Raw genomic sequence first — 23,100 nt, forward strand, 5'->3', positions numbered from 1 at the left:
GGAGGTATAATTGCATCGTCGCTATTTCTCTCTGATTGCGCCGTTATTACTGGCGCTGCTTCTTGTTTCATCCGTCTTATCAACCGATTTCTCCCAGGTTCGGGTCTATCCCGACAATAAGGCGGACTGGCTTAAACTGGAACAACTGGCGCTCGATATCGCTTTCGTCGGCCCTGATTTCATCGATGTAATTACCGATATGAATCAGCTTGAACAACTCCGGGAACAGGGATTCCGGGTGGAAATCCTTCATGAAAAGCTGTCGGAGTTCTATCGCAGTCGTATTGAAACCGAGAAAGATATGGGTGGATATATGACGTTGAGTGAGATCTCGGCCCGGGCCGACAGTCTCGTGATGGCTCATATAAATATCTGCGATAAATTTCTGATCGGCCAGTCGATCGAAGGCCGTGATATCTACGCGATAAAAATATCGGATTACGCCAAAGTCGATGAAGATGAACCGGAGCTGCTTTTCACGGCGGCGATACATGCCCGCGAGGTGATAACCCCGCTGGTGGTTTTCAATGTCATGGAATACTTGCTTGACAACTACGGGACAGACTCCGCTCTGACTTATCTGGTCGACAACCGTGAGTTGTTTTTCGTGATCCCGGTCAATCCGGATGGTTACTACTATAATGAGTCGACCAACCCCAGCGGCGGCGGGACATGGCGCAAGAATCGCCGCGACAATGGCGATGGTTCATACGGAGTCGATCTGAACCGGAATTACGGCTATGAATGGGGTTACGACGATGAGGGTTCCTCGCCGACCACGAGTGATGCTACCTATCGTGGAACGGGTCCTTTCTCCGAACCGGAAACACAGATCATGAGAGATTTTACCGAGGCACGCGAGTTCGTAATTACGCTCTATTTCCATTCCTATTCGAATTTGATTCTCTGGCCCTGGGGGTACGATTACCTGGTTACGCCCGACGAGAATCTCTTCCAGATCATGGGAGATTCCATCGCCGCCTACAACGGGTACAGCCCGACTCCATCACACGGTCTTTATACGACCAACGGGGCCTCCGACGACTGGGGTTATGGAGAGCAAATCACCAAGAACAAGAACCTGGCGCTGACCATAGAGGTCGGTGATTCGGACGATGGCTTCTGGCCGGAGACCAGCCGCATTGATCAACTGGTCGGCGAGAATCTCGATCCCTGTTTGTTCCTGATGCGCATTGCCGATAATCCCTACAAACTTCTGCCTCCGAACGTTCCGGATTTGTTCGTGGCCGACTCGGTCGACAGTACCGGGTATGCCGTGGACTGGTCGCACAGCGACAGTCTCAATCCGGCGGTCGGTTATGACCTGTATGAGATGGCCGACTTGACCACGCTCAGCGATTCTGCCAATGATTTTTATAACTGGTCAAATCAGGGCTTTGAGCTGGCTACCGGGCGCAGACATTCGCATCCTTCCTCGTTCTATTCCCAATCGGGGAACAGCCTGTCTCAGACTCTGGATATGACCCAGGACATAACTGTGGAAACGGGTGACCAGCTTACTTTCTGGGCTTTCTACGACATTGAAACGGACTGGGACTACGCCTATGTCGAGGTCTCGGTTGACGGCGGTTCCAGTTTTACACCGATTCCGGGCAGCATCACTACGACCTACGATCCCTACGGCAACAACCGAGGCAACGGCATTACCGGCCAGTCCGGAAGCTGGGTCGAGGCGACCTTCGATTTGGCCGCCTACGTCGGACAATCGATTCGAGTGCGGTTTTCATATTATACCGACGGTTATGTGGCTAACGAGGGATTTTATATCGATGATATCTACCCAGTCAAGATGTTCGGGACACAAACGTTGCTCGCATCCGGTTATGTCGATACCTCGTACACCTTTGGTAATCACGCCGTCGGGGAGTTCTACTACAAAGTGAGAGCGGTTGACGCCGAAGGCCAGGCGGGTAGTTTTTCGATTGCGGCCATGACCACCGTATGGCCAACCGGGTACAGTTGTGTCGATACCGACAACGACGGTTACGGTGATCCCGGTTATGCTTCCAACAACTGTCCTGACGATAATTGCCCCGATATCTACAATCCCGAGCAGACCGATACCGACGACGACGGCCTCGGTGATCTATGCGACGTCTGCCCCGAGGATGCCGATAACGATATCGACAATGACGGCATATGCGGGAATATCGACAACTGCCCGGATGTGGCCAATTCACTTCAGGAAGATACCGATTTGGACGGTGTCGGTGATGCCTGTTGTTGTGTGGGGCAAACGGGTAATATCAACGGTGACGCGGCGGGTTCTATAGATATCACCGACCTGGTGTATCTGGTGCAGTATATGTTCAGCGGCGGCCCGGTGGTCGGTTGTCCGATATCGGCCGATGTCAACGGCGACAACAGCATAGCCGATATAACCGATCTGGTCGATTTGGTAAGTTACATGTTCCAGGACGGTCCGCCGCCGGTCGATTGTCCCTGAGGCGCTGGTATTGCTAAAGCGACAAGCGCAATGAGAGCAGGAATTGGGTGAAGTCTTCCGGAGCTCTGATAGAATAGTGTTGACCGAGGTCGATTCGGATATACCTGACACCGGCTATCAGGTCAAGATAGACATTGGATGCGACGAGACTCCGATACCCGGCGGCAAAACCGACCAGCCAACCTGAATAATCACCGGTTTCACCGGTGAGTTTTATGTTCAACGTAAAACCTGTCTGTGCCAGCAGGAGAGGGCTGTTCTTTTGTCCGGATGGAGCGTATGAACATTCCAGCCAGAATGGTGTGGTTTTATATCGGTTGCAATTCTCCTGTGATACCGCCAATCCCAGAAATATCCCATTGTTGAATCGTAAACCGATAGCTGGTTGAGGCGTCAGTTGATCATCATCGTCGTCGTGTAAGAGAGCGAAACCAAGAGAAACCCCGATTCGGGGACCCTGTGAGGGGCGTTCGCTGTTGCATAATCGCTGGTACGCGCTGTCAAACTCTGATTCACCGGTAATGGAAAAGATGTCCTTTGTTTTGAATTCGAATCGTTCGCCGTCCGCTCTTTCGAAAACGAGCGTGCCGTTGTCCAGACTGTCGACCACATGTCCGCGCATCGATGCACCGGTCCAGAACAGGATGACCTGAACCGAGTCATTGTCGAGGCGGTCGGCCTCACCGGCGGCGACCGTGACACTCGAACAGATTAAAACGAAGGAAAAAACGAGAATTACTAGACAGACCCTCACACCAACCTCCTGGCATTCTCCTTTGAGATCGAATTGAGGTCAATATAGAAAAAAACCGCCGGTAATCAACCCTCGATTGATCACATCCACAATTTGCGGTCGAGCGTGCGGTAATGGATCGCCTCGGCGATATGACCGATCTCGATACTCTCCGAACAGGCCAGGTCGGCAATCGTACGCGCCACTTTCAGAATACGGTCGTACGCCCGGGCCGAAAGTCCCTGACTGGTGATAGCGGTCGCGAGTAACGATTGTGATTTGTCGTCAATTTTACAGTAATGACGGATTTTCTGCGGTTCCATGTGAGCGTTGCAGAAGACCGATTTCTCGTTTTTGAAACGTTCGTTCTGAATCCGACGAGCTTTATTGACGCGCTCGCGAATCGTTTCCGATTTCTCACCGCGCGTTTCCGATGACAACTCCTTGAATTTCACGGCCGGAACGGTGATGTGAATATCGATTCGGTCGAGCAACGGCCCGGATATACGCGACATGTAACGCTGAATCTCGGAGGCCGAGCAGTTGCAGTTGTGGTTGATGTCCCCGTAATAACCGCAGGGACAGGGATTCATCGCAGCCAGGAGCATGAATCCGGCCGGATAGGTGAGAGTGATGGCGGCTCGTGAGATCGTTACGAGATTGTCCTCCATCGGCTGGCGCAGCATTTCGAGAATATCCTTTTTGAACTCCGGCAGTTCATCCAGGAACAACACCCCGTGATGCGCGAGAGATACTTCGCCCGGCTTCGGAATCGTGCCGCCGCCTATCAGACCGGCGTACGAGATGGAATGATGGGGCGAGCGGAACGGTCGGGTTGCCACCAGGGCGGAGTTGGCCGGAAGACGCCCTGCCACGGAGTGAATTTTGGTGGTTTCGAGCGCTTCTTCGAGGGTGAGGGAGGGAAGAATGGTCGGCATGCGCCGCGCCAGCATCGTTTTTCCGGAACCGGGAGGGCCTATCATAATGATGTTATGGCCGCCGGCCGCGGCTACCTCAAGCGCTCGCTTGGCCGATTCCTGTCCTTTCACATCAGAAAAGTCGCACGAATAATGGAGAGCGTCACGGAAAGCCGACTCGATGTCAATCTTGAACGGAGCTACCGCTTTCTCATCTTCGAGAAAATCAATCGTCTCGCGCAACGAGCGAACGGGATACACCGGCAGAGTATCGGCCATGGCTGCCTCGCGGGCGTTTTCACGCGGCACCACCAGGCCTTTGATGCCGCCCACGTTCTTGAACGACATGGCCATTGGAAGGATGCCCGGGATTGGGCGCAGGGTTCCGTCAAGGGACAGTTCTCCGAGCATGACATAATCATCACAACGCTCACGCAGAATCTGACCGGTGGCGGCCAGAATGCCGACGGCAATCGGTAAATCAAACGCGGAGCCTTCTTTTTTAATATCCGCCGGGGCCAGATTGATCGTGACCCGCTTGGCGGGGAATACGAAATCGGAATTCTTGATGGCGGCCGTGACTCGTTCCTTGGATTCGCGCACGGCCCCTTCGGGAAGACCTACCGTTACGAACCCGGGCAGTTGCTGTTGGATATCCGCCTCGACCTCGACAGCGTAGGCGTCAACTCCGTGAGTGGCGGAGGAGATTGCTTTGGCTAACATTTTTCACTCCCTCTGTTTGACGCTCGGACTCGTTGTAGTTTTTCAACGGCGGGGAACCGCACTCCCCTCTCGTCCTCCCCTGGACGGTTCCCCGCACGTTTTAGTAAACCATCACATTACCGAGTTACAGGTTCGTTTTGTTTTCCGGGATCAATATCGAAAGGGCCGGTGACAGGGGACGTCAGTAGAAATGGGGGGGATTTCGGTTTGAAAGAGTTATATGGGTGTGATACGAGACGCAGGTGGCCCACTAGTCCACGGGTGGGGGAATCTGTGCCCCACCCCCTCAAGTGAGAGTTGCGTACAACCGGGCTTAGGTGCCCCACCCCTCGGGGAGTGTTGAAAAAGTCATACGCTCGGATATTCAGTAAAAACACATCTGTAATGCAGGCGACACAAGGCCGCCCGCTACGCGAGGTTAGGGCACTTTAACGCGTAGCGGCGGGGCTTGTCTCCGCCGCGATAGAGGTTTCTAGGGTGGGACTTGCGATTCAACACGAACATGGTCTTTGGCACGTCTCGGGGAGACGTGCCCTACAGTGTCAGGTTGCTGACTTTCACCCTGTTCTGGTTATATCTTAAATATATAGAGTATGATCAAAAGACCAATAAAGCACCAACCATAGAAAAGAAAAACGGCAGACTATAAAGCCTGCCGTAAGTATTTTTCTCGGTACTGTGACCTGCTTTATTCATCCGCAAGCTTGGTCAGGCGAATTTCGTGATATGTCGTTCCATCTAGCTGCTTGAGGACAATTTCACTCCCCTGTGTCTCCTTGCGGAAACGACCTTCCGGATTGTGATTCTCATTGCAGGCAGTACATCCGGCATTACCATCAGGTTGATAATGCTGTATCTGAAGACGAATGCCATCGCTGAAGGCATACACACCATCGACTCGGCAGAAATCGCAAATATCAAGGTTACGAGTCGTGTCTAGAATCATGATGAAGTTCTCTTCAGTGAAGGTCCAGAAGATATATTGACTATCTGTTACTTCAACGGCCGTATTGCCATAATCGGTCGTAAGGTAATAGATACCTTCGTATTCACCTTCAATAGGTGCTTCTTCCTCAAGAATGATATCGGAGGAACAATTCCAGACATAAAGCGGCACTGCTATCAGCGCCAGTACGATTAGAGCTTTCTTCATTTCCTATATACTCCCAAACTTACCACACAACTTTGCCGCCCAATATAATTAGCCCCGGCGAGCCGCACAAGACCAAAAAGCCATTTCATCAACTTTAAGACGGCCAAGCGCAATATGTGTTCAATACTATACTTCCGGGCGCCTCTGTTAATGAATAACCGTAATTCCGGCCGGGGTGCGTCCTTATTTTTACATGATGAAAGACCTCATCCCGGATAGTGTGTTTTCCGGAGTAGTAGTCGTTCGCATTAAGGGGACAATCACCAAGGCATTGATGTTTGGTGACTTTACGGTTACTGCCTCGTTTGAAACAAGGCTTTTCCGCTCGACATTATCCACAAGTTCCGTATCTGCTGTCGGGTGTCCCGAAAACGATACAAATCGCTATCCCTGGTCGGGTCGGACCATATTTCATTATCTTGTTGCAGACATCCCGATGATTTCTGTGAGGCATTTGGGCGGTCGCTATAAGATGTTTTGTATCAATAGTATAACTATCAGTAGCGGTCTCCGGAAAGTTACGAATAGGGGTTGACATCGCTGGAGGCATTTGTTTTCTTGTGATGGGAAGTCTGTCTTTGGTGCTCGAAAGGAGATCCCCCCCTCTATCTCCACGACTCCATTGGTGGGCTTCTCTTTTTTTGTTGTCCACACTTACAACCAAGTTATCAACATCGCTGTAGAGAAATCCCGAAACGGATTATGGGGAGGATATAACGTGAAGAATAACGCTATATCAGATATTTATTGTCGGCTAAGAAACAGGATCAGCGGCCCTGGATGGTGTTGAAGCTGTAAATTTTCCATTTGCCGTTGACAAGATGTAGTCCGAAACGAGCCCGGTATCCTCGTGATTGAGCTTTATCGACGAAGGTAACATCGACCGATGCGGTTTCTTCGCCCATGATATTGGCCTGGTTAATGATACGCTGGTATTTGAACCAGGTGGTTTTGGTCTGGCCGTCACCGGTGAGGTCATCGAGAATCTCTTCCGGGTTGTGGAACACGCGGGGATTCTCGGTGTCGAGAGCGTAGTCGGCGTTAAACGACTTCATCAACTCCGGCAGGTCGAGAACATAGGTAAGCGCTGCTTTGTCGTCCTTTTCCATTGCCCCGAAAAGTTTTATTACGGTTTTCTTGGGATCGGGGGGGCCTTGTTCACCGCCGCAACCAAGCGCCAGCACGGCCAGAATTATCACGGCGATGAGTTTGGAAAAGGATGAGGTCATGATTAGAGGATGCCTCCGGTAATAGTGATCCGGTGGTTGTCTCCCAACTCCGCTCCCGGTGTGAAGGCATAGGCGATGTGCAGTTGGCGATAATTGACGCCAAAGCCTATAGCGGCGCCGGCCCAGGAGTCATCGGAGTCAGCCGTCCGGTAGTTGGAGCCAAAGCTGTTCCAACCGATGCGAACGAAGAACGGATCGAGTTCGTAGTATTCCGCGCCGACGGCGAAGATTAGATCGTTATCGTTGGGAAGAATGATGTCGGAGGTAAGGGTCAGCGGCAAGCCACGGGGTTTGATAAAAACTCCGCCTCGGAGCGTCAGCGGCAAATCGTATTTCTCTTCGCCGAGTGAAGAAAGCTGAGTCCCGAGATTCTGAATTGCAATCCCCGCCCCGAAGCGCTTACGTTCGGTGACGTAAGAAACACCCAGATCCAGCGCCAGGCCACTGGCGGAATAATCGTCAATTTTCTCGTAAATCACTTTCGCCGTGGCCCCGGCCCGGTAATAGTAACCGAACTTACGAGCGTAACTTACGGCGAGCATCATATCGCCGCCGCCGAAAGTGTTGCCGGTTTCGGTGCCGGAAGTGTCGGTCTCGATAAAGTCACCGTAGTTGAGGTAGTTAATCGAGGCGGCCAGCGATTGTTCTTCACCTAATTTGAAAACGTAACCCGCAAAGCCGGACTGGATATCCATGAAATAGTTATGGTAACCGGCGATATACTGCGGATGTTCGAAAGCCGCCAGTCCGGAAGGATTGTAATAGATTGCCGAGGCATCATCGGCCAGCCCGGTGAAAGCTCCTCCCATGGAGACGGCGCGAGCGCCGACGCCGATCTTAAGGAACGGAAAGGCGGTTGTGCCGACATCGGAATTAATGCTGCCCGCCTGAACGGTGAGGGTGCAACAAAGGATGGCCGTAATCAGGCCGTAGAGCATGCGCTTGTGCATATTTGTTCCTTGATTTTGAAGCACGGTAAGCAGGTTCACCAACCCTTGGTCGTTTTGCCTATAATGGCGTCAATAAGGAGCGCCAGGGCATCCTGCTGGGCTTCTTCTTCGGTTCCGGAGCCTACCTGGTAGAATCCTTCCTGGCTTAAGGTCTCATTAAAGATGTCGGCTTCTTCACCGGCCTTCTTCAGAGTTACCTGAAAAGTCATCCTTACGACGTACGACTCGACAACGTCGTTTTCGTCGTATTTAAACGGCTGCCAGGAATAGCCGGTAAAAGTAGCCGTAAGGATTGCATCGGCGGTTTCGGTCGAAGCGACTTTCATGGTCCCATCGCTCATGAAAGCATCGATAACCAGATCGGTGATTTTATCTCCGAGTTCCAGTTGATCGGTCTGGTTTTCGATCCGCTCGATTGCAATCGACTTGATGTCGGATTGACCGGCCTGACTGAAACTGTAAAATCCGCAGCCGGCCAGAACCGGCAGCAAAAACAGAATAAACAGGATGGTAATTCTCGGCATCACCTCTTAAACCCCTATTGTCTCCGGACGTTCCCGTGACCGCTGTTGTTTACCACGGGCTTGCCGCGTTTAAAAACCCGACTGGCCAGGTTCACCCCGTAATGATATGGTAATTCGCGGTAATCTTCCATATCCCAAAGAGTTATGTCGGCCAGATAACCGGGAGTCAGTTGTCCGATCAAGTTGGTTCGATTAAGGGCATGAGCGGCGTTGACCGTCACGGCCGAGATACATTCCGCCGCGGTGAGTTTCATCTGGAGTGTTGCCAGGGAAATGATGATCGATAAAGACTCCGTGAAACTCGATCCGGGATTACAATCGGTCGAAAGCGCTACTGCCACACCGGCCTCGATCATTTTACGCGCCGGGGCGTATTGCTTGCCGGCCAGCGAGAAAGTGGTGCCGGGCAGAAGTACCGCAGCCGTACCGGCTTTGGCCATTGCCTTGATTCCGGCATCGGAGATATAAACGATATGGTCGGCTGAAACCGCACCCAGTTCGGCCGCCAGTTCGGCGCCGCCGGTGGAAGCGAGTTCATCGGCATGGAATTTCAAAGCCAGACCGGCCTTTTTGGCTGCCGACTGGATTTTCCGCGATTGCTCGATATCGAAAACACCTTCCTCGCAGAATATGTCGCAGAATTCGGCGAGGTTGCTTTTCACTACCGCCGGGATCATCTCGTTGATCAAGAGATCGACATAATCATCCGGGTTGTCCCGATATTCATCGGGGACTTCGTGCGCCCCAAGGAAAGTCGGGACTAAGTCCATCGGATGCGATTCATTCACCTCGCGGATCACTTCGAGCTGCTTGATCTCGGACTCGGTCGATAATCCGTATCCGGATTTGGCTTCAACGGTGGTGGTGCCGTGAGCGAGCATGATATCGAGGCGTTTGCGAGTGTTCTGGATAAGGATATCTTTTGGGGTTTCACGAAGATCCCGGACCGAGGCGCGAATACCGCCGCCCGCCCGGGCGATTTCCATGTAGGTTTTTCCCTGAATTCGCATTTCGAATTCTTTTTCGCGAGTGCGGGAGAAAACCGGGTGGGTGTGTGGGTCAATAAAACCGGGGGTAACGACTCGGCCGTCGGCGTCGACCACCGTACAGCCCTCGGCCAGCGGTGTGTTGCCGGCTACTTTATCGGAGTCGCCGACCGCCAGGATCTCTTCACCGGCAACTGCAAGAGCGCCGTCGGTGATCATGCCAAGGTCGTTCATGTCCTTGCCCAATCGTGGAACAGGACCATCCATGGTTATAAGTTGACCGATATTCTTGATTAATAGAGTAGCTTTTTTTTCAGGAGGCATAGCGCAGTTACACCAGAATGCTTAGGTCTTCAGGTTCATACGTTACATCAGAAACAACCGCATCAATCTAACAAGGGAATCCGGAAAAAGCAACTGTCCGAGGAAGGTTGTGTAAATCTTGTGAGGTGATGGGTTACGAAAGAAGTGTTGAATAATTGTAAGAATTAGTTACATCACCGAACAGCCGTCCAAAAAGCTGTGGTAGTAACGAAAAAGCGTGTTGAAAAACTTCTTCTGCGGCGGAGACAAGCCCCGCTGCTACGCGTTAAAGGACCCTAACCTCGCGTAGCGGGCAGCCTTGTGTCGCCCGCATTACAGTTGTGTTTTATTGAATATCCGAATGTATGACTTTTTCAACAGTCCCGAAAAAGGCCGCCCGGGGGCGGCCTTTTTTCTTAATGCCTGATTATATATCCCGTTCAGTCGCGCTGATGCGGATTCATCGGGATCTTGATTTTGGCTTTTTTGGCGAATTTAATCGCTTCACCGTAACCCGCATCGACATGGCGGGCCACGCCGATCCCCGGGTCGTTGGTCAGGACGCGGTTGAGACGGAGCGCCATTTCCTTGGTGCCGTCGGCCACGATCACCTGCCCGGCATGGATGGCGTTGCCGATGCCTACGCCGCCGCCGTGGTGGATCGACACCCACGATGCGCCCGAAATAGCGTTCAGCAGGCCGTTGAGCAGGGGCCAGTCGGCGATGGCATCGGAGCCGTCGATCATTCCCTCTGTCTCGCGATAGGGGGATGCGACCGAACCGCAGTCGAGATGATCGCGCCCGATAACGATCGGAGCGGAGATCTTGCCCTGCTTGATGTAAGTGTTCATGATATCGCCAAAACGCGCCCGTTCACCGTAGCCAAGCCAGCAGATGCGAGCCGGAAGACCCTGGAAGGGGATTCTTTCGCGAGCCATTTTGATCCAGCGCATCAGCAGAGCATTGTCCTTGAACTCACGCATTACGATATCGTCGGTTACGGCGATATCTTTGGGGTCGCCCGAAAGCGCCGCCCAGCGGAAAGGTCCACGGCCTTCACAGAAAAGCGGACGGACATAGGCCGGAACGAAACCGGGGAAGGAAAAAGCGTTGGTGAGGCCGCCGGTCTGGGCTTGACCACGGAGGTTGTTGCCGTAGTCGAACACGATCGAACCGGCTTTCTGGAATTTGATCATGGCGTCGCAATGTTTCACCATCGAATCGTACGAGCGCTTGATATAGCTCTTGGGATCTTTTTTGCGGAGGCGGTTGGCCTCGACCATGGTGAGGCCCTCGGGGATGTATCCGTTCAGTTCATCGTGAGCGGAAGTCTGATCGGTGACGATATCCGGCACGATACCGCGGCGGAAAATCTCCGGGTAAATTTCAGCACAGTTGCCCACCAGGCCGATCGAGATCGGCTCACGTTTTTTGGTGTGTTCTTTGATCAGGGCAATCGCCTTGTCGAGGCTCTTGACCTTGACATCACAGAAGCCCTGTTTCATGCGGCGGGTGATGCGCTGTTCGTCGACTTCGACAACCAGAATCGACGCTCCCGACATCGTCCCGGCGAGCGGCTGGGCGCCGCCCATACCGCCCATGCCGCCGGTGAGGATCCAGCGGTTGGAGAGGTCCCCGCCGAAATGCTGGTTGGCGACGGCGGCGAAAGTTTCGTAAGTGCCCTGGATAATCCCCTGAGCGCCGATATAAATCCACGAACCGGCGGTCATCTGGCCGAACATGATCAGGCCGAGTTTGTCGAACTGACGGAATTTTTCCCAGGTGGCCCATCTTGGGACAATGTGGCTGTTGGCGATTAGCACGCGCGGGGCATGTTCATGGGTGCGGAAAATTCCGACTGGTTTTCCGGACTGCACCAGCAGCGTTTCGTCGTTTTCGAGGCTCTTGAGTGATTTCACGATTGCCGCATAGCAGTCCCAGTTGCGAGCGGCTTTGCCGGAACCGCCGTAGATGATCAGCTCATCCGGTTTCTCGGCGACCTCGGGATCGAGGTTGTTGTTAAGCATGCGTAAAGCGGCTTCCTGATGCCAGCTCTTGCATGAGATTTTTGTCCCGCGCGGGGCGCGGCATTTTTTCGGCTTAGTCGGCATGTATTTTGACTCCCATGTTCAGTATCATATTCCTGTGGGAGAATATAGCTTTCCTTATCGGCGAGCGCAAGTGGGGGGAAGAGGCCTTGACGAATAGAACAAAACGGGTATTTTATGTAAAATCATCGGAACCGACAGATCGTGTCATGTACTGTCCGCAGGACGGGAGGTTCGTTTCATGAAAGTATTAACGGTTGTGCTCACAATCACATTCCTGGCGGTTGCCGTTGTCGCGATGCCGCCGAGTGCGAATGATGACCGTTCCGGCGATATGGGATCGCCGAGTCCGACAATAACCGACAACAGTTGCTATATCACGACCGACAACATTCTGATGTTTGTCACCAATCACGGCAATTTTGGTCGCGATGTAAGCGGGACCTTTGGATATGATGCCGGTACTTTCTACCCGTTTCGAACGGTAGAAGATATCACCGGCGGTCTCCTCACTACTTATGTGCTTTATGCCGCTGGTCCCTGGCTGGGTGGGTTGGTTGACGGTCAACTGCGAATAGCGATTGCAGAATACGATGACGAATACGTCCCGGGACCGATGAACGTACAGACAGGTAGTGTTGGAGGTATCCCCGTTTATACCTTCGATCCCGACTGCTGGTGGATGACGGATTATCGGGTTTATCACCTTTACAGTGACAGTCTGGCCGAAAATCCCAACCAGGATTATAACGAGTGGCCGGTATCTCAGGGAGCTCCGGTCACGGCAAGCGGCGCCCCGGCGTTCCGCGGCGATGAGATGTTGTGGACGGTGTTCAACGATGCCAATCCCGATCAACACCAAAACAATGCCGGTGAAACCGACCCGTTGGGCATTGAGATAAGGATGACCGCCTGGGCTGAAGCCGGCAGCGGGGATGATCTCGCCGTAATCGGCGGTGTGGCGGAGGCGGTTAATTCCAATCCGGCCGGTCTTGGAGAAGTCAACGTAGCCGTGGTTGATCCCTCGGCCGTAACCGGTCACGACTATATCGTGGTGTTCGAGCCTGATCCTATCGTTGACGTTGTTTGGCATGTGATAGACGTGACCTCGGGTGTGGCGGTGGTGTCGAATCAGACCAACCAGTCGGGACAGGGGGACTACCCGACTTTTGACGGCCTCACTATTCAAGTTATTGGCCCCAAACCCGGCGTTATTGCCATCGATGAAATTGCCAACGCCGATGGTCCGCTGGAGCCGCCCGACAACGTCATGTATTCGTCCAATTCTACGCGTGATTGGTATATCACCTCGGATGAACGGGCGGATTTCAGCCGCATGAACTGGCGCGGCCTGATGACCGACGAAGACTACGAGTTGAGATTCACCGCAGCCGGTTCGCAGTACTACGACTGGGACACCGACGAGCTGATGCTTGGCCGAGCGCCGTTCGAGGCCTGGAACATCGGCACCGACACACCCAACGATCCGAGTGACGACATACGCTTGAATTTCTTCATCATCGATGATGATTGGAGCGGTGACTGGAGCTACGGCGATCGTCTCTACCTGTGCGAACACCCTTACGAGGAGCCGGCGCCCAATCCGGCGGATTATGTCTGGCCCGATGATTTCAAGATTGGGCGCATTGTCTTCAATGACAATTCGGGGATGACCGATCATCCGGACGAGGGAACGATAGTCCGGTTCGAATGCAAGATAGATTCACTGAACCGACCGGTCGATACTTTCAGCTTCAGCGTACCGGAACCGCAGACGTATGAAACCGGCGGCCACGGTAATATCATACACATCGCTTACAAGTTGTACAACAAGGGCGGAAATGACATTCAAAACTGTTATTTTTCGCTTTGGACCGATCCCGACGTGGGTGATTACACCGAGGACCTGGTTGGCTGTGACAGCACTAGGAATATCGGTTATTGCTATAACGGCACTGATTTCGACAACAAGTTCGGGCATTTTGGACCGGCGATTGGATTCGAAATCATTCATGGACCGCTGGTTCCTTCGCCGTCCGATACCGCTGTTTTCGACGGAGCAAAAGTGCCCGACTATCGCAATTTGGGCATGACCGCCTTTACGAAATATATCAACGGCACCGACCCCAACAGCGCTATCGAGTCGTACAACTACATGCGGGGACTGACGGCCGATGGAAATCCATACAGTTACGGAGGGAACGTCACGACTTACATGATTTCCGGAGACCCGACAACGGGTACCGGTGATCTCGATTCCGACCCGGCCGATCGTCGCATGATGCTCTCGTGCGGCCCGTTCGATTTCGCTCCGGGAGACAGCCAGTACGTCGAGGTTAAGATGGTCGTTGGCCAGGGGGAGGATCGGTTGTCCTCGATAACTCGCATGAAGGAGATGCTGGATTATTGCTGTCTGCTTCGCGGCGACTTCACGCATGATGCTATTCCTTCGTTGGATATCTCCGACCTGGTGCGGTTGGTCGATTATATCTTCAGAGGTGGGACGGCGGCCGAATGTGCGGAAGAGGCCGATGTCAACGCCGACGGCGGCGAGGCGCCGGATATATCGGACATCGTTTATTTCGTACATTACATATTCCTCGGTGGCCCGGCGCCGGTAGAGTGTCCATAAGGTGAGGCGATGAGATCTTAATCTCGAATCGCAGTAATATCGACCTGGCGGGATTTGTTTGATCCCGCCTTTTTATTACGAGATATTTGATAAACGTGAAAATTGTCGTGCAGGTCTCGCCGGGACCTGCCGCGTGGTGCGATAACTCATAACCGTCGCAAGTCAGGTTGCTTGCAACCCGACACCTTGACTACTGATCAACGTTCCACCCAATGAATGGGACGGCGACACTTGGTAATCCGGTAAGCCTATTTTGATTCAACTCTTGCGTTCATAGCGCACCAGCCAGCGACGATAGAAAAGACGAGCGATCAGGAGCGTGATCAAGTAGGCTAAAGCAATCGTTGCTATCCCCAGCGCCAGAATAGGACCGAGATTCCCTCCGTCATCAAGTTTGCAAGCCGATGTCGAAATTGTGATTAGGGGGGTGATGAAGGTGACTGCGGCCCCTAAGATGCGGCCAAAGCCGCCGTCGAGAGCTCGCCAAAGAACGGACAGCGCTGCTGTGGCCAGGCCCGTTGAGATGGCCGTCAGGACTAAGGTATCATGCTTGCCGGTAAAGAAGAAAACAAGAAATCCGAAGAGCAGTCCGACCAGAAGATTGGCTACGAACAGCATCGCCGTTCGGCGGTAGGTCTTTCCGGCAATTGACGTAACCAGGGCGACTAGAACCGTCATCAAGGTGATTCCTATTATCGTCTGGGGTCCGTATTCGAACACGGTCGGTACGTCGTAGAAGAGTATGATCATTCCCATCTGACCTTGGCCGATGATATACAGTGCTCTTAGACTCAATGGTTTGTTCGTACTCAGCCTGATCGTGCCGTCGCCGCCGGGCCATGAGATGATCACGCTCTGTCGCCCGAAGGCCGGAGCGCACAGCAGTCCCGATGGACCGATGAAACCTCGGGCGCGGCTGTCTTCTTTGTCGCCGGCAACGATTTTGGCCGACTGTATCTCCGTTGTGTCGAGAATGGTCATGGCAAGTGAATAATCCGTAAGTTCCTTCGGCCCGCGTACTTCAACACGATATATATCATCCTCCCGCGTGACCTGGCAAATATACGGACTCTCCTTGAATTGGCTAAGGAGAGGATCACCGATCAAAATAGAATGCGGCCAGTGGTCAATAGCATCGACTCGCCCGGAGCTTTGCAGGCGAGTGTGCTCACCGAGGGGGAAGTCGGGAGTGGAGCCGAGAAACGGATGCTCTGCGCCTGATTGGACTCCTCCCATTTCCATCGAGCCGACATAGGCTACCGCTCCAGCAGCAATAACACGAAGCGCGATGTTCCGGTCGATATCACTGCCGTTGATATCCCCGGTGTTGCATGACTCGGCAATGAAGATCAACGGCGGTAAGGGCGGCAGAGGTTGTTCGCCGGGCCAACTGCGATCGGTCAACTTCATCCCGGTCGCGGATCCATGCGCGCCGATGAACACCCAGCTGGCGTCTTGAATCGCGGCGGTAAATGAGGCTGTTGTGAGACTGTCGCCTTTGATATTGGTGAATTGCAGGCGGCCATACCTTTTATGATCAATAAGCGGCGATACTCCCATGCCCGCCTGAACGGCACGGTCACGCCAGTCTCCCTTCAGGTTATGATAGGCAAAGGTCCTGGCCAGCAAAAAAGATAACTCGCTTTGGTTGCGGGCGGTCAGAATGCCGATCATCGGATCGTAGATCGCCGAAGAGGATGTGAAGCGGGCGGAATCATAGAGTTGTTTAACGTTTTCAACTGTGACTGTTTCCGGTGCGGTTACCCAACTCAAAGAATGTGGCCGTTTCACTCGCATCTCAGAGAGCGAGACAACCAATGTGGCTTTGTGCCAAGCGGCCGCGGACGCGGCGAGAAAAGCGAACGCATCAGCTTCGAACATAACCGCGTCTTCCGTGGCGACGAGCGAATTATAATGAGCAAGAATCTCAGACAGACCGCGTAGGACGATAGGTTGGGTATTGGACGAACCGGTTATCTCGACCTCTGCGCCAGCGTCGGAGTCGACAGTGTCGGACGAATCCACAGGTATAATTTGGATATCAAGCGGACAATCCATTGCCGCCGCAAGTGCCGCCGCAACAGTTGCTGCAACATCGCCGCCACGGTATGTAATCCTTCTACTACCTTCGGGCCAGGTCTTACGAATAATACCGTCAATAGTCTTGCCCGTAACGACAATCACCTCTCCGCCGTGAAGGCTGGCGAAATGACTTACTCCGGGATCACCAGGTGTAAGACTGTCTCCGAACAAAATCGGTCGATAACGGTCGCCGTGGACGCTGACCGGGACGAGACGAAGATAATGCTCCGGCTGAGAGACGAGGTAAATAGGGGTGTTTGTCGAATCGCTTTGTGCTTCATCGACCGCATTAGCGGCGAAAGCAGACAGTAACAGAAAGGCGGTCATGGTCAGAGCACACGACCACAGATACCTCAATGAGAATGTGTTCGCTGTTAGCATACCTGTAACTCCCCGTAATGAGATAGAATATGGTTTATCCTTAAGTCCAAGGAAGCCTATTCACTCGATCTTGTCAAGGTTGGAGTCAATCTCAATAGTATGGGTTTGTTAACGGGGGAGCACTTCGTGGCAGACACAGGAGCAGACGAGGTATCGACCTGGCGGGATTTGTTTGATCCCGCCTTTTTATTTGCAATAGAAACCATCGGGCTTACCCGGCGTGTACGTTTAAAGCGAAGCATTGATTTAGGAGGAAGCATAAAATAGAATGTCACCTAGGAAAAGAGGTGACATCTGATGAAACGCAGGGATATAAGGTCGCTATCCCACAGCTTTTACGAGTGCTAGTATCACATTGTGTTTATGCCAAAATACCGGAGTAGGGGTCTGGTAGATCAAGTAAGTAAGAGGAGAGGTGTATAATCCGTCAGGTCTGCAAGTGGAAGGGGTTGAGATATGGGAAGGTCACCTTTGCTCGGGCCACATCCATTTGGTATTGGTAATACCTCCGAAGTATTCGATATCGTATGCGATGTCAATCACCCAACAGCGCGGCGCTCGCATTCCCTTTCGATCAGGATAGCTACTGTTGTAATTGACTTTCGCAGCCGATATTCCTTATTAAGAAAACAAGAGTACACGACTCCGTGGTCTGATATCAAGTTGTACAATTCGTAGCGGAAAGGTTGCTTAGTGGGCAATGATTCATCAGAGCTTCTACAGCGTATTGCTTCGCTTGAGTCTTCGATAAAAGATCTCCGTACCCAGAGGGACAATCTGGCTGTTCAGTTAGAGCTATGCGGTCGGGCAGAAGCAGAATTAAAACGTTACAGACAGGCAATGAGATGCGCCAGTGAGGGGATATGGGAATGGAACCTGGTAACGAAAAAATTATCATTTGATACCAGAGCTCTTGAGATATTCGGCTATGGACTTGAGGAGAAAGAAGAGTCAGATGAATGGTGGCTGGATCGTATACATCCTGATGATCGCTCGGAAGTTAAGCAGCAGTTTCTGGAATACGCCTCAGGCCGGCGACCGGACTATTCTGCCGAGTTCAGGATTCGTCGCAATGACGAAAGTTATGTCTGGATCGTTACGCACGGCCGGATAGTAGAATGGGACGATAAAAACCAGCCTATGCTGGTGGTTGGAATCAACCGCGAAATATCGCGGCGCAAAGAAATGGAACTTGCCTGTGAACGCGCCGAGGAACGCTTCCGATATGCAGCAATGATCACTTCGGACCTGATTTATGAATGGGATGTAGCAACCGGTAAAATTCAATGGTACGGTGATCTTCATGCCGCTCTGGGTTATGAACATGGTGAATTCGCGACCGGCATAGACAACTGGCTCAATCTCATCCATCCGGATGATCGGATCCATCTCGAAGAAGCGATCGATTTCTATCGCACTTCAACACAGACAATAGAAGGAATTTACCGGATACGCCACAACGACGGTTCCTGGCGCGTATGGCGAGATCGTGCGACACCCATTCTGGACAGCGACGGGAAGCCGATCCGTTGGGTCGGTTCATGCAACGACATAACGGACCTGCGGCGAGCGGAGGAAGCGCTTAAAGAGAGCGAAGGTCGCAATCGTCGATTGATCGAGTCGCTTCCGGATATCGTCTATGTGTTTTCCAGAAAGCGCGGAGCTCTGTATTGGTCTCCTCGGATAAAGGACATTCTCGGTTATGATGAGCAGGATCGTCGCCATAATCCGTTCCTTTGGTACCACAGCATTCATGAAGAAGATCGTGAAAAAATCGAAGAAATGTTCGATCGGGACGAGCTTCGAACCAGCCATGGGATCGAGTATAGGGTTCGAGACAACCACGGACGCTGGCGATGGTTCCGGGATCGTCCGGTCAGTATCACCAGGGAGGGAGAAGACGTAATTCTTGAGGGCGTGGCGACGGACATCACCGAGCGTAAAGAAGCCGAGTTGGAGCTGGCCCGGAGCGAATCACGGTTGCGTCGTGCTCAACAGATAGCAGGTATCGGAAACTGGGAATACGATCTTGAAAGCGGTTCGGTTTTTGCCTCTGATGAGGCTCGACGAATTTACGGTCTGGACGATCGAGAATGGACTATCGATGAAATCAAAGTCATCCCATGTCGGGAATACCGAGAATACCTGAATAAAGCCGTTGGAGCCCTGATAAATCGTGGGACACCGCTGGATGCCGAGTATGAGATCGAACGAGCAAGTGACGCCCGGCGAGTTTTCGTGCATTCCACGGCCGAGTATGACTCGGTCAGAGGAGTTATTACCGGCGCGATTCAGGATATTACGGGACGCAAAAGGGGTGAAACCGCCCTCCGTAAAAGTGAGCAAAAATACCGTGAGTTGATGGAACTGGCTCGCGAGGGGATTTGGGTTGTCGATGCGGAGGGACGCACTACTCATGTCAATCCAAGTATGGCCGGCATGCTGGGATACGATGTAACTGAAATCATTGGGAAGCCTCTGATCGAGTTCATGCATCCGGATGATCGGCCCGATTGCGAATCGCTGTTGACGGGACATCTGGATACCAGGCATGCCCATCAGGATTACGAGTTTCAAAGAAAAGACGAGTCTGTTCTGTATGCTACGATGGCCGTGGCGCCTCTCCGAGACGAACAAGGGAGTTATTTGGGAGCAGTTGTCGGCGTGATGGACATGACCGAACGTCGCACTCTCGAACAGGAACTCGAGGACAAGGCAAAATTCAATCGTCTGGTCAGCGATATATCTCAGAGTCTGGTCCATGCCGAGCCGGAAGAGCTAGATAAACATATCAATCATGCACTCGAATCGATCGGACGCAGTACCGGCTCCGAGCGAGCCTACATTTTCCAGTTTCGCGGTGACAGCTTCATCGGAGACAACACTCACGAATGGTGCGCCGACGGCATCGAACCGCAGGCCGCTCATCTCCAGGGAATCGATTTCAGACGAGAATTACCCTGGATCATGCAAGTGCTTCAAAGAGAAGAGACGCTGTATTTGAACGATGTCGCCGCGTTGCCGCCTGAAGCTGCTCTCGAAAAAGAACACTTACTGGCTCAGAGGATTAAATCACTCATTGTCGCACCGATGATCATGAGAAATCGCCTGATCGGTCTGATCGGCTTCGATGCCGTTAACGGCTGTTTCCAATGGTCCGACAACGCGCGTTCTCTGTTACAGGAAACGGGTATGATGATCTCTCGGTCGATCGAGCATGTTCGCGCCGAAGTCGCTCTGCGTGAATCCCAGCGATCCATGGCGGTTCTTCTGGCTAACCTGCCGGGGATGGCCTATCGCTGTCGTCTGGACGATGATTTGACCATGGAATACATCAGCCCGGCATGTGAGTATTATACCGGGTATACTCCCGATGAAATAATCGAGCATCGGATAATATCACTCGACAAACTGACTCACCCCGACGACCGCGACTATGTTCATAAAACGATTCGGAAGCATATAGACAACAATACCCCGTTCGAAATCGAATATCGTATGTACGATAGAGGCGGTAACCTCCGCTGGTTCTGGGAGCGAGGAGTTGCCGTGCCTGATAGGGGAAACCCGATTTCGCTAGAAGGATTCATTACCGATATTACGGAACGCAAGGAAGCTGAAAATGCTCTCCGGTACAGCGAGGCCAAATATCGCTCGTATGTCGATCATGCCCCGGACGGGATATTCATCGTTGATCGCGAGGGCAGCTATATCGATGTCAACGACGCGGCTTGTAGTCTTACCGGTTATAAGCGGGAAGAGCTTCTGTGTATGACGGTCTTCGACCTGGGCTTAAAACCTGGTTGTGATACCAGTTTATTCAGTCTATTGTGTGAAACGGGCGTAGTCTCCGGTGAGATACAACTTAAACGTAAAGACGGCCTTCTGCTTTGGACCTCGATTGACGCGGCCTGTATTTCAGACAATCGTTTTATCGCCTTTTGTTCCGATGTTACCGAGACGAAACGCCTGCGCGAAATGGAAGCACGCGCCCAAAGGCTCGAAACAGCCGGACGAGTGGCCGGACAGGTTGCTCACGATTTCAATAATATGTTGGGGCCGCTCATGGCCTACCCGGGACTGATGCGTGAAGAACTGGCGCCTGACAGTGCTATGCAGGACTATTTATCGGCAATCGAAGATGCCGCCCACCGGATGACGGAGATCAACCAGCAACTTCTATCGCTGGGTCGGCGAGCTCATTACAACACTGAGCCGCTCGACCTGAACGACGTCGTTAAGGCCGTTCTGCGTGAGACAGATAGCACCTCAGAAACCCTGATGATGGACGTACAACTCACTGAGGCTTTGATGCATGTAATGGGCGGCGGCGCTCAACTTCATCGGGTGGTCTCTAATCTGATCCAGAATGCCCTGGATGCCATGAAAGATATCGGAACTCTGACGATCAGAACGGAGAATTTTTACGTCGACGACGTTAGCGTGGCCTATGGTCGTGTGCCTAAGGGTGAATATGTCAAACTCACGGTGTCGGATACCGGCTGTGGGATAGAGTCGGATCGAATCGAGCATATTTTCGATCCGTTCTATACTTCTAAAACCGCCGATAAAAAACGTGGGTCCGGGCTCGGTTTGAGTGTCGTGGACGCCGTTATTCGTGACCATCAGGGCTACATTGATCTGAAGTCGCGGACGGGTGAAGGCACCTCATTTTACATTTACCTGCCGGTGACGAGAGCGGCCATTACTTCTATTACCGATACGGCGGTATGTTCGGGTGGATCTGAGAAGATTCTCGTGATTGACGACGATGTTGTCCAGCGGGATGTTTCCCGACGCCTACTGACGCATCTCGGATACCGGGTCACAACAGCTTCCAGCGGCGAAGAGGGACTGGAAGCGGTGAAACGCGAACCGGTTGACCTTTTAGTGCTCGACATGATTATGCCCAACGGCTGGGACGGCGCTGAGACTTACCGCCGGATAACGGAACTATACCCGGATCAGAAGGCGATTATTGTCTCCGGGTATTCTGAGACTGAATATGTGCATGAAGCACAAAGACTGGGCGCCGGAGCTTTCGTGCGTAAGCCTTTAACCCTGGTGGACCTGGCCGCAGCCGTTCGACTCGAGCTGGATATTTTACGGGAGAAAGGTTGTCCGGAGCGTTAGCCACCCGATTCAGCTTCAACCAGGCCGTTCAAACGATTTGCGATGACAGGTTGTTCACCCGGTTCAAGGGCGGTTGTCGGTTCGGTAATTTGGTGATTGATAGAGCGTCGGCCGATTAACAGATCCGCGACCGGTACTGAGGTTACCAGCCAGTACATAACCGTCTCCACGATTTTCATAATAGCTTCATTTTCATTTCCGAGTTGCACACAACTGTTGGCGCCCAGACAATACGCCATGCTGATTTCTTGAGATGTGCTTTCAGTAGTCAACGCCACCACGGGCACGCTGGAAAGACTGCTGTTAAGCTTAACGAACTCAATCAGATCCAAACCGGGCTGGTTGTCCTCATTCAGGTCTATCAGGATTAAATCAGGCAGCATCAAGCGGCGGTCTTTCAGAAGATCCATTCGACCAATGTAATCCATCGCTTCTTTCGCGGATTTCACGCGCGTAATCTGAGGATTGAGACGAGAATTACGGGCGATCTCCGCAATTAACTCTGCCTGGTGATCGTTGTTTTCAACGAGGATAATAGACTTGCGGTCGGATTTCATTTATACCCCCTCAGGGTTTAGGCCAACGCTGTTTTCGTTTGTGTCGTCAAGGTAATTTCTCATGTTGAATAGCCTGATATCGATTGCGATGTTGAGAGATTTACACAAGCAAATGCCCGCCAAAGGATTATCGCATGGTGGGGGCATCATGACCAATGCTTGCACAAACAAACTATTGTATAGCGAGTCAACAGGCTGATCGTCGATGGCTCCATAGCATATCGTGGATAGAGAAATCCGGTATGGGTGCGGTTAATTCATTGGTATTTATGCCGAATACTA

At 52.4% G+C, this 23,100-nt stretch carries 13 protein-coding genes; 3 read left to right on the top strand and 10 right to left on the bottom strand.

Annotated features, from left to right (window positions below; all coding sequences use genetic code 11):
• The first annotated feature begins 10 nt into the window (after positions 1 to 10).
• Positions 11 to 2,467, top strand: a complete 2,457-nt coding sequence (locus PLF13_04015) for a M14 family zinc carboxypeptidase (protein HOP06438.1) — start codon at positions 11 to 13, stop codon at positions 2,465 to 2,467.
• 13 nt (positions 2,468 to 2,480) lie between these two features.
• Here PLF13_04015 and PLF13_04020 read toward each other — a convergent pair whose 3' ends face one another.
• From PLF13_04020 to hutU, 8 genes are all read right to left on the bottom strand, one after another.
• A complete protein-coding gene (locus tag PLF13_04020) occupies positions 2,481 to 3,221 on the bottom strand; it encodes a hypothetical protein (protein HOP06439.1) in 741 nt (246 codons plus the stop codon).
• A gap of 80 nt (positions 3,222 to 3,301) precedes the next feature.
• Positions 3,302 to 4,840 (bottom strand): YifB family Mg chelatase-like AAA ATPase, encoded by a 1,539-nt coding sequence (locus tag PLF13_04025; protein HOP06440.1) that lies wholly within the window; start codon positions 4,838 to 4,840, stop codon positions 3,302 to 3,304.
• Positions 4,841 to 5,528: 688 nt separating this feature from the next.
• Positions 5,529 to 5,993: a hypothetical protein gene (locus tag PLF13_04030; GenBank protein ID HOP06441.1), complete on the bottom strand. Its 465-nt coding sequence runs from the start codon at positions 5,991 to 5,993 to the stop codon at positions 5,529 to 5,531.
• Positions 5,994 to 6,760: 767 nt separating this feature from the next.
• On the bottom strand, positions 6,761 to 7,222 hold the full coding sequence (locus PLF13_04035; protein HOP06442.1) for a hypothetical protein: 462 nt from the start codon (positions 7,220 to 7,222) through the stop codon (positions 6,761 to 6,763).
• A 2-nt stretch (positions 7,223 to 7,224) separates the two neighbouring features.
• Complete coding sequence (locus PLF13_04040; protein ID HOP06443.1) at positions 7,225 to 8,172, bottom strand: PorV/PorQ family protein; 948 nt, start codon at positions 8,170 to 8,172, stop codon at positions 7,225 to 7,227.
• Positions 8,173 to 8,207: 35 nt separating this feature from the next.
• Entirely contained in the window at positions 8,208 to 8,696 is a 489-nt protein-coding gene (lptE, locus tag PLF13_04045) for an LPS assembly lipoprotein LptE (protein ID HOP06444.1), read from the bottom strand.
• A gap of 14 nt (positions 8,697 to 8,710) precedes the next feature.
• Positions 8,711 to 10,006 (bottom strand): imidazolonepropionase, encoded by a 1,296-nt coding sequence (gene hutI / locus PLF13_04050; protein ID HOP06445.1) that lies wholly within the window; start codon positions 10,004 to 10,006, stop codon positions 8,711 to 8,713.
• Between the two features lie 419 nt (positions 10,007 to 10,425).
• The gene (gene hutU / locus PLF13_04055) at positions 10,426 to 12,096 is read right to left on the bottom strand and encodes a urocanate hydratase (protein HOP06446.1); all 1,671 of its coding nucleotides are present in this window, start codon (positions 12,094 to 12,096) and stop codon (positions 10,426 to 10,428) included.
• Positions 12,097 to 12,274: 178 nt separating this feature from the next.
• Here hutU and PLF13_04060 point away from each other — a divergent pair, with 178 nt between their 5' ends.
• Entirely contained in the window at positions 12,275 to 14,665 is a 2,391-nt protein-coding gene (locus PLF13_04060; GenBank protein ID HOP06447.1) for a hypothetical protein, read from the top strand.
• 258 nt (positions 14,666 to 14,923) lie between these two features.
• Here PLF13_04060 and PLF13_04065 read toward each other — a convergent pair whose 3' ends face one another.
• Positions 14,924 to 17,128 (bottom strand): hypothetical protein, encoded by a 2,205-nt coding sequence (locus PLF13_04065; GenBank protein ID HOP06448.1) that lies wholly within the window; start codon positions 17,126 to 17,128, stop codon positions 14,924 to 14,926.
• 693 nt (positions 17,129 to 17,821) lie between these two features.
• Between PLF13_04065 and PLF13_04070 the strand changes: the two genes are divergently transcribed.
• On the top strand, positions 17,822 to 22,261 hold the full coding sequence (locus tag PLF13_04070; protein ID HOP06449.1) for a PAS domain S-box protein: 4,440 nt from the start codon (positions 17,822 to 17,824) through the stop codon (positions 22,259 to 22,261).
• On the opposite strand, the gene PLF13_04075 is transcribed toward PLF13_04070, so the two are convergent.
• Positions 22,258 to 22,818, bottom strand: a complete 561-nt coding sequence (locus PLF13_04075; GenBank protein HOP06450.1) for a response regulator — start codon at positions 22,816 to 22,818, stop codon at positions 22,258 to 22,260. The genes PLF13_04070 and PLF13_04075 overlap by 4 nt on opposite strands.
• Positions 22,819 to 23,100 lie beyond the last annotated feature (282 nt).

The organism is Candidatus Zixiibacteriota bacterium (assembly GCA_035380245.1).
In the GTDB taxonomy this organism is placed as follows: Bacteria; Zixibacteria; MSB-5A5; order GN15; family FEB-12; genus DAOSXA01.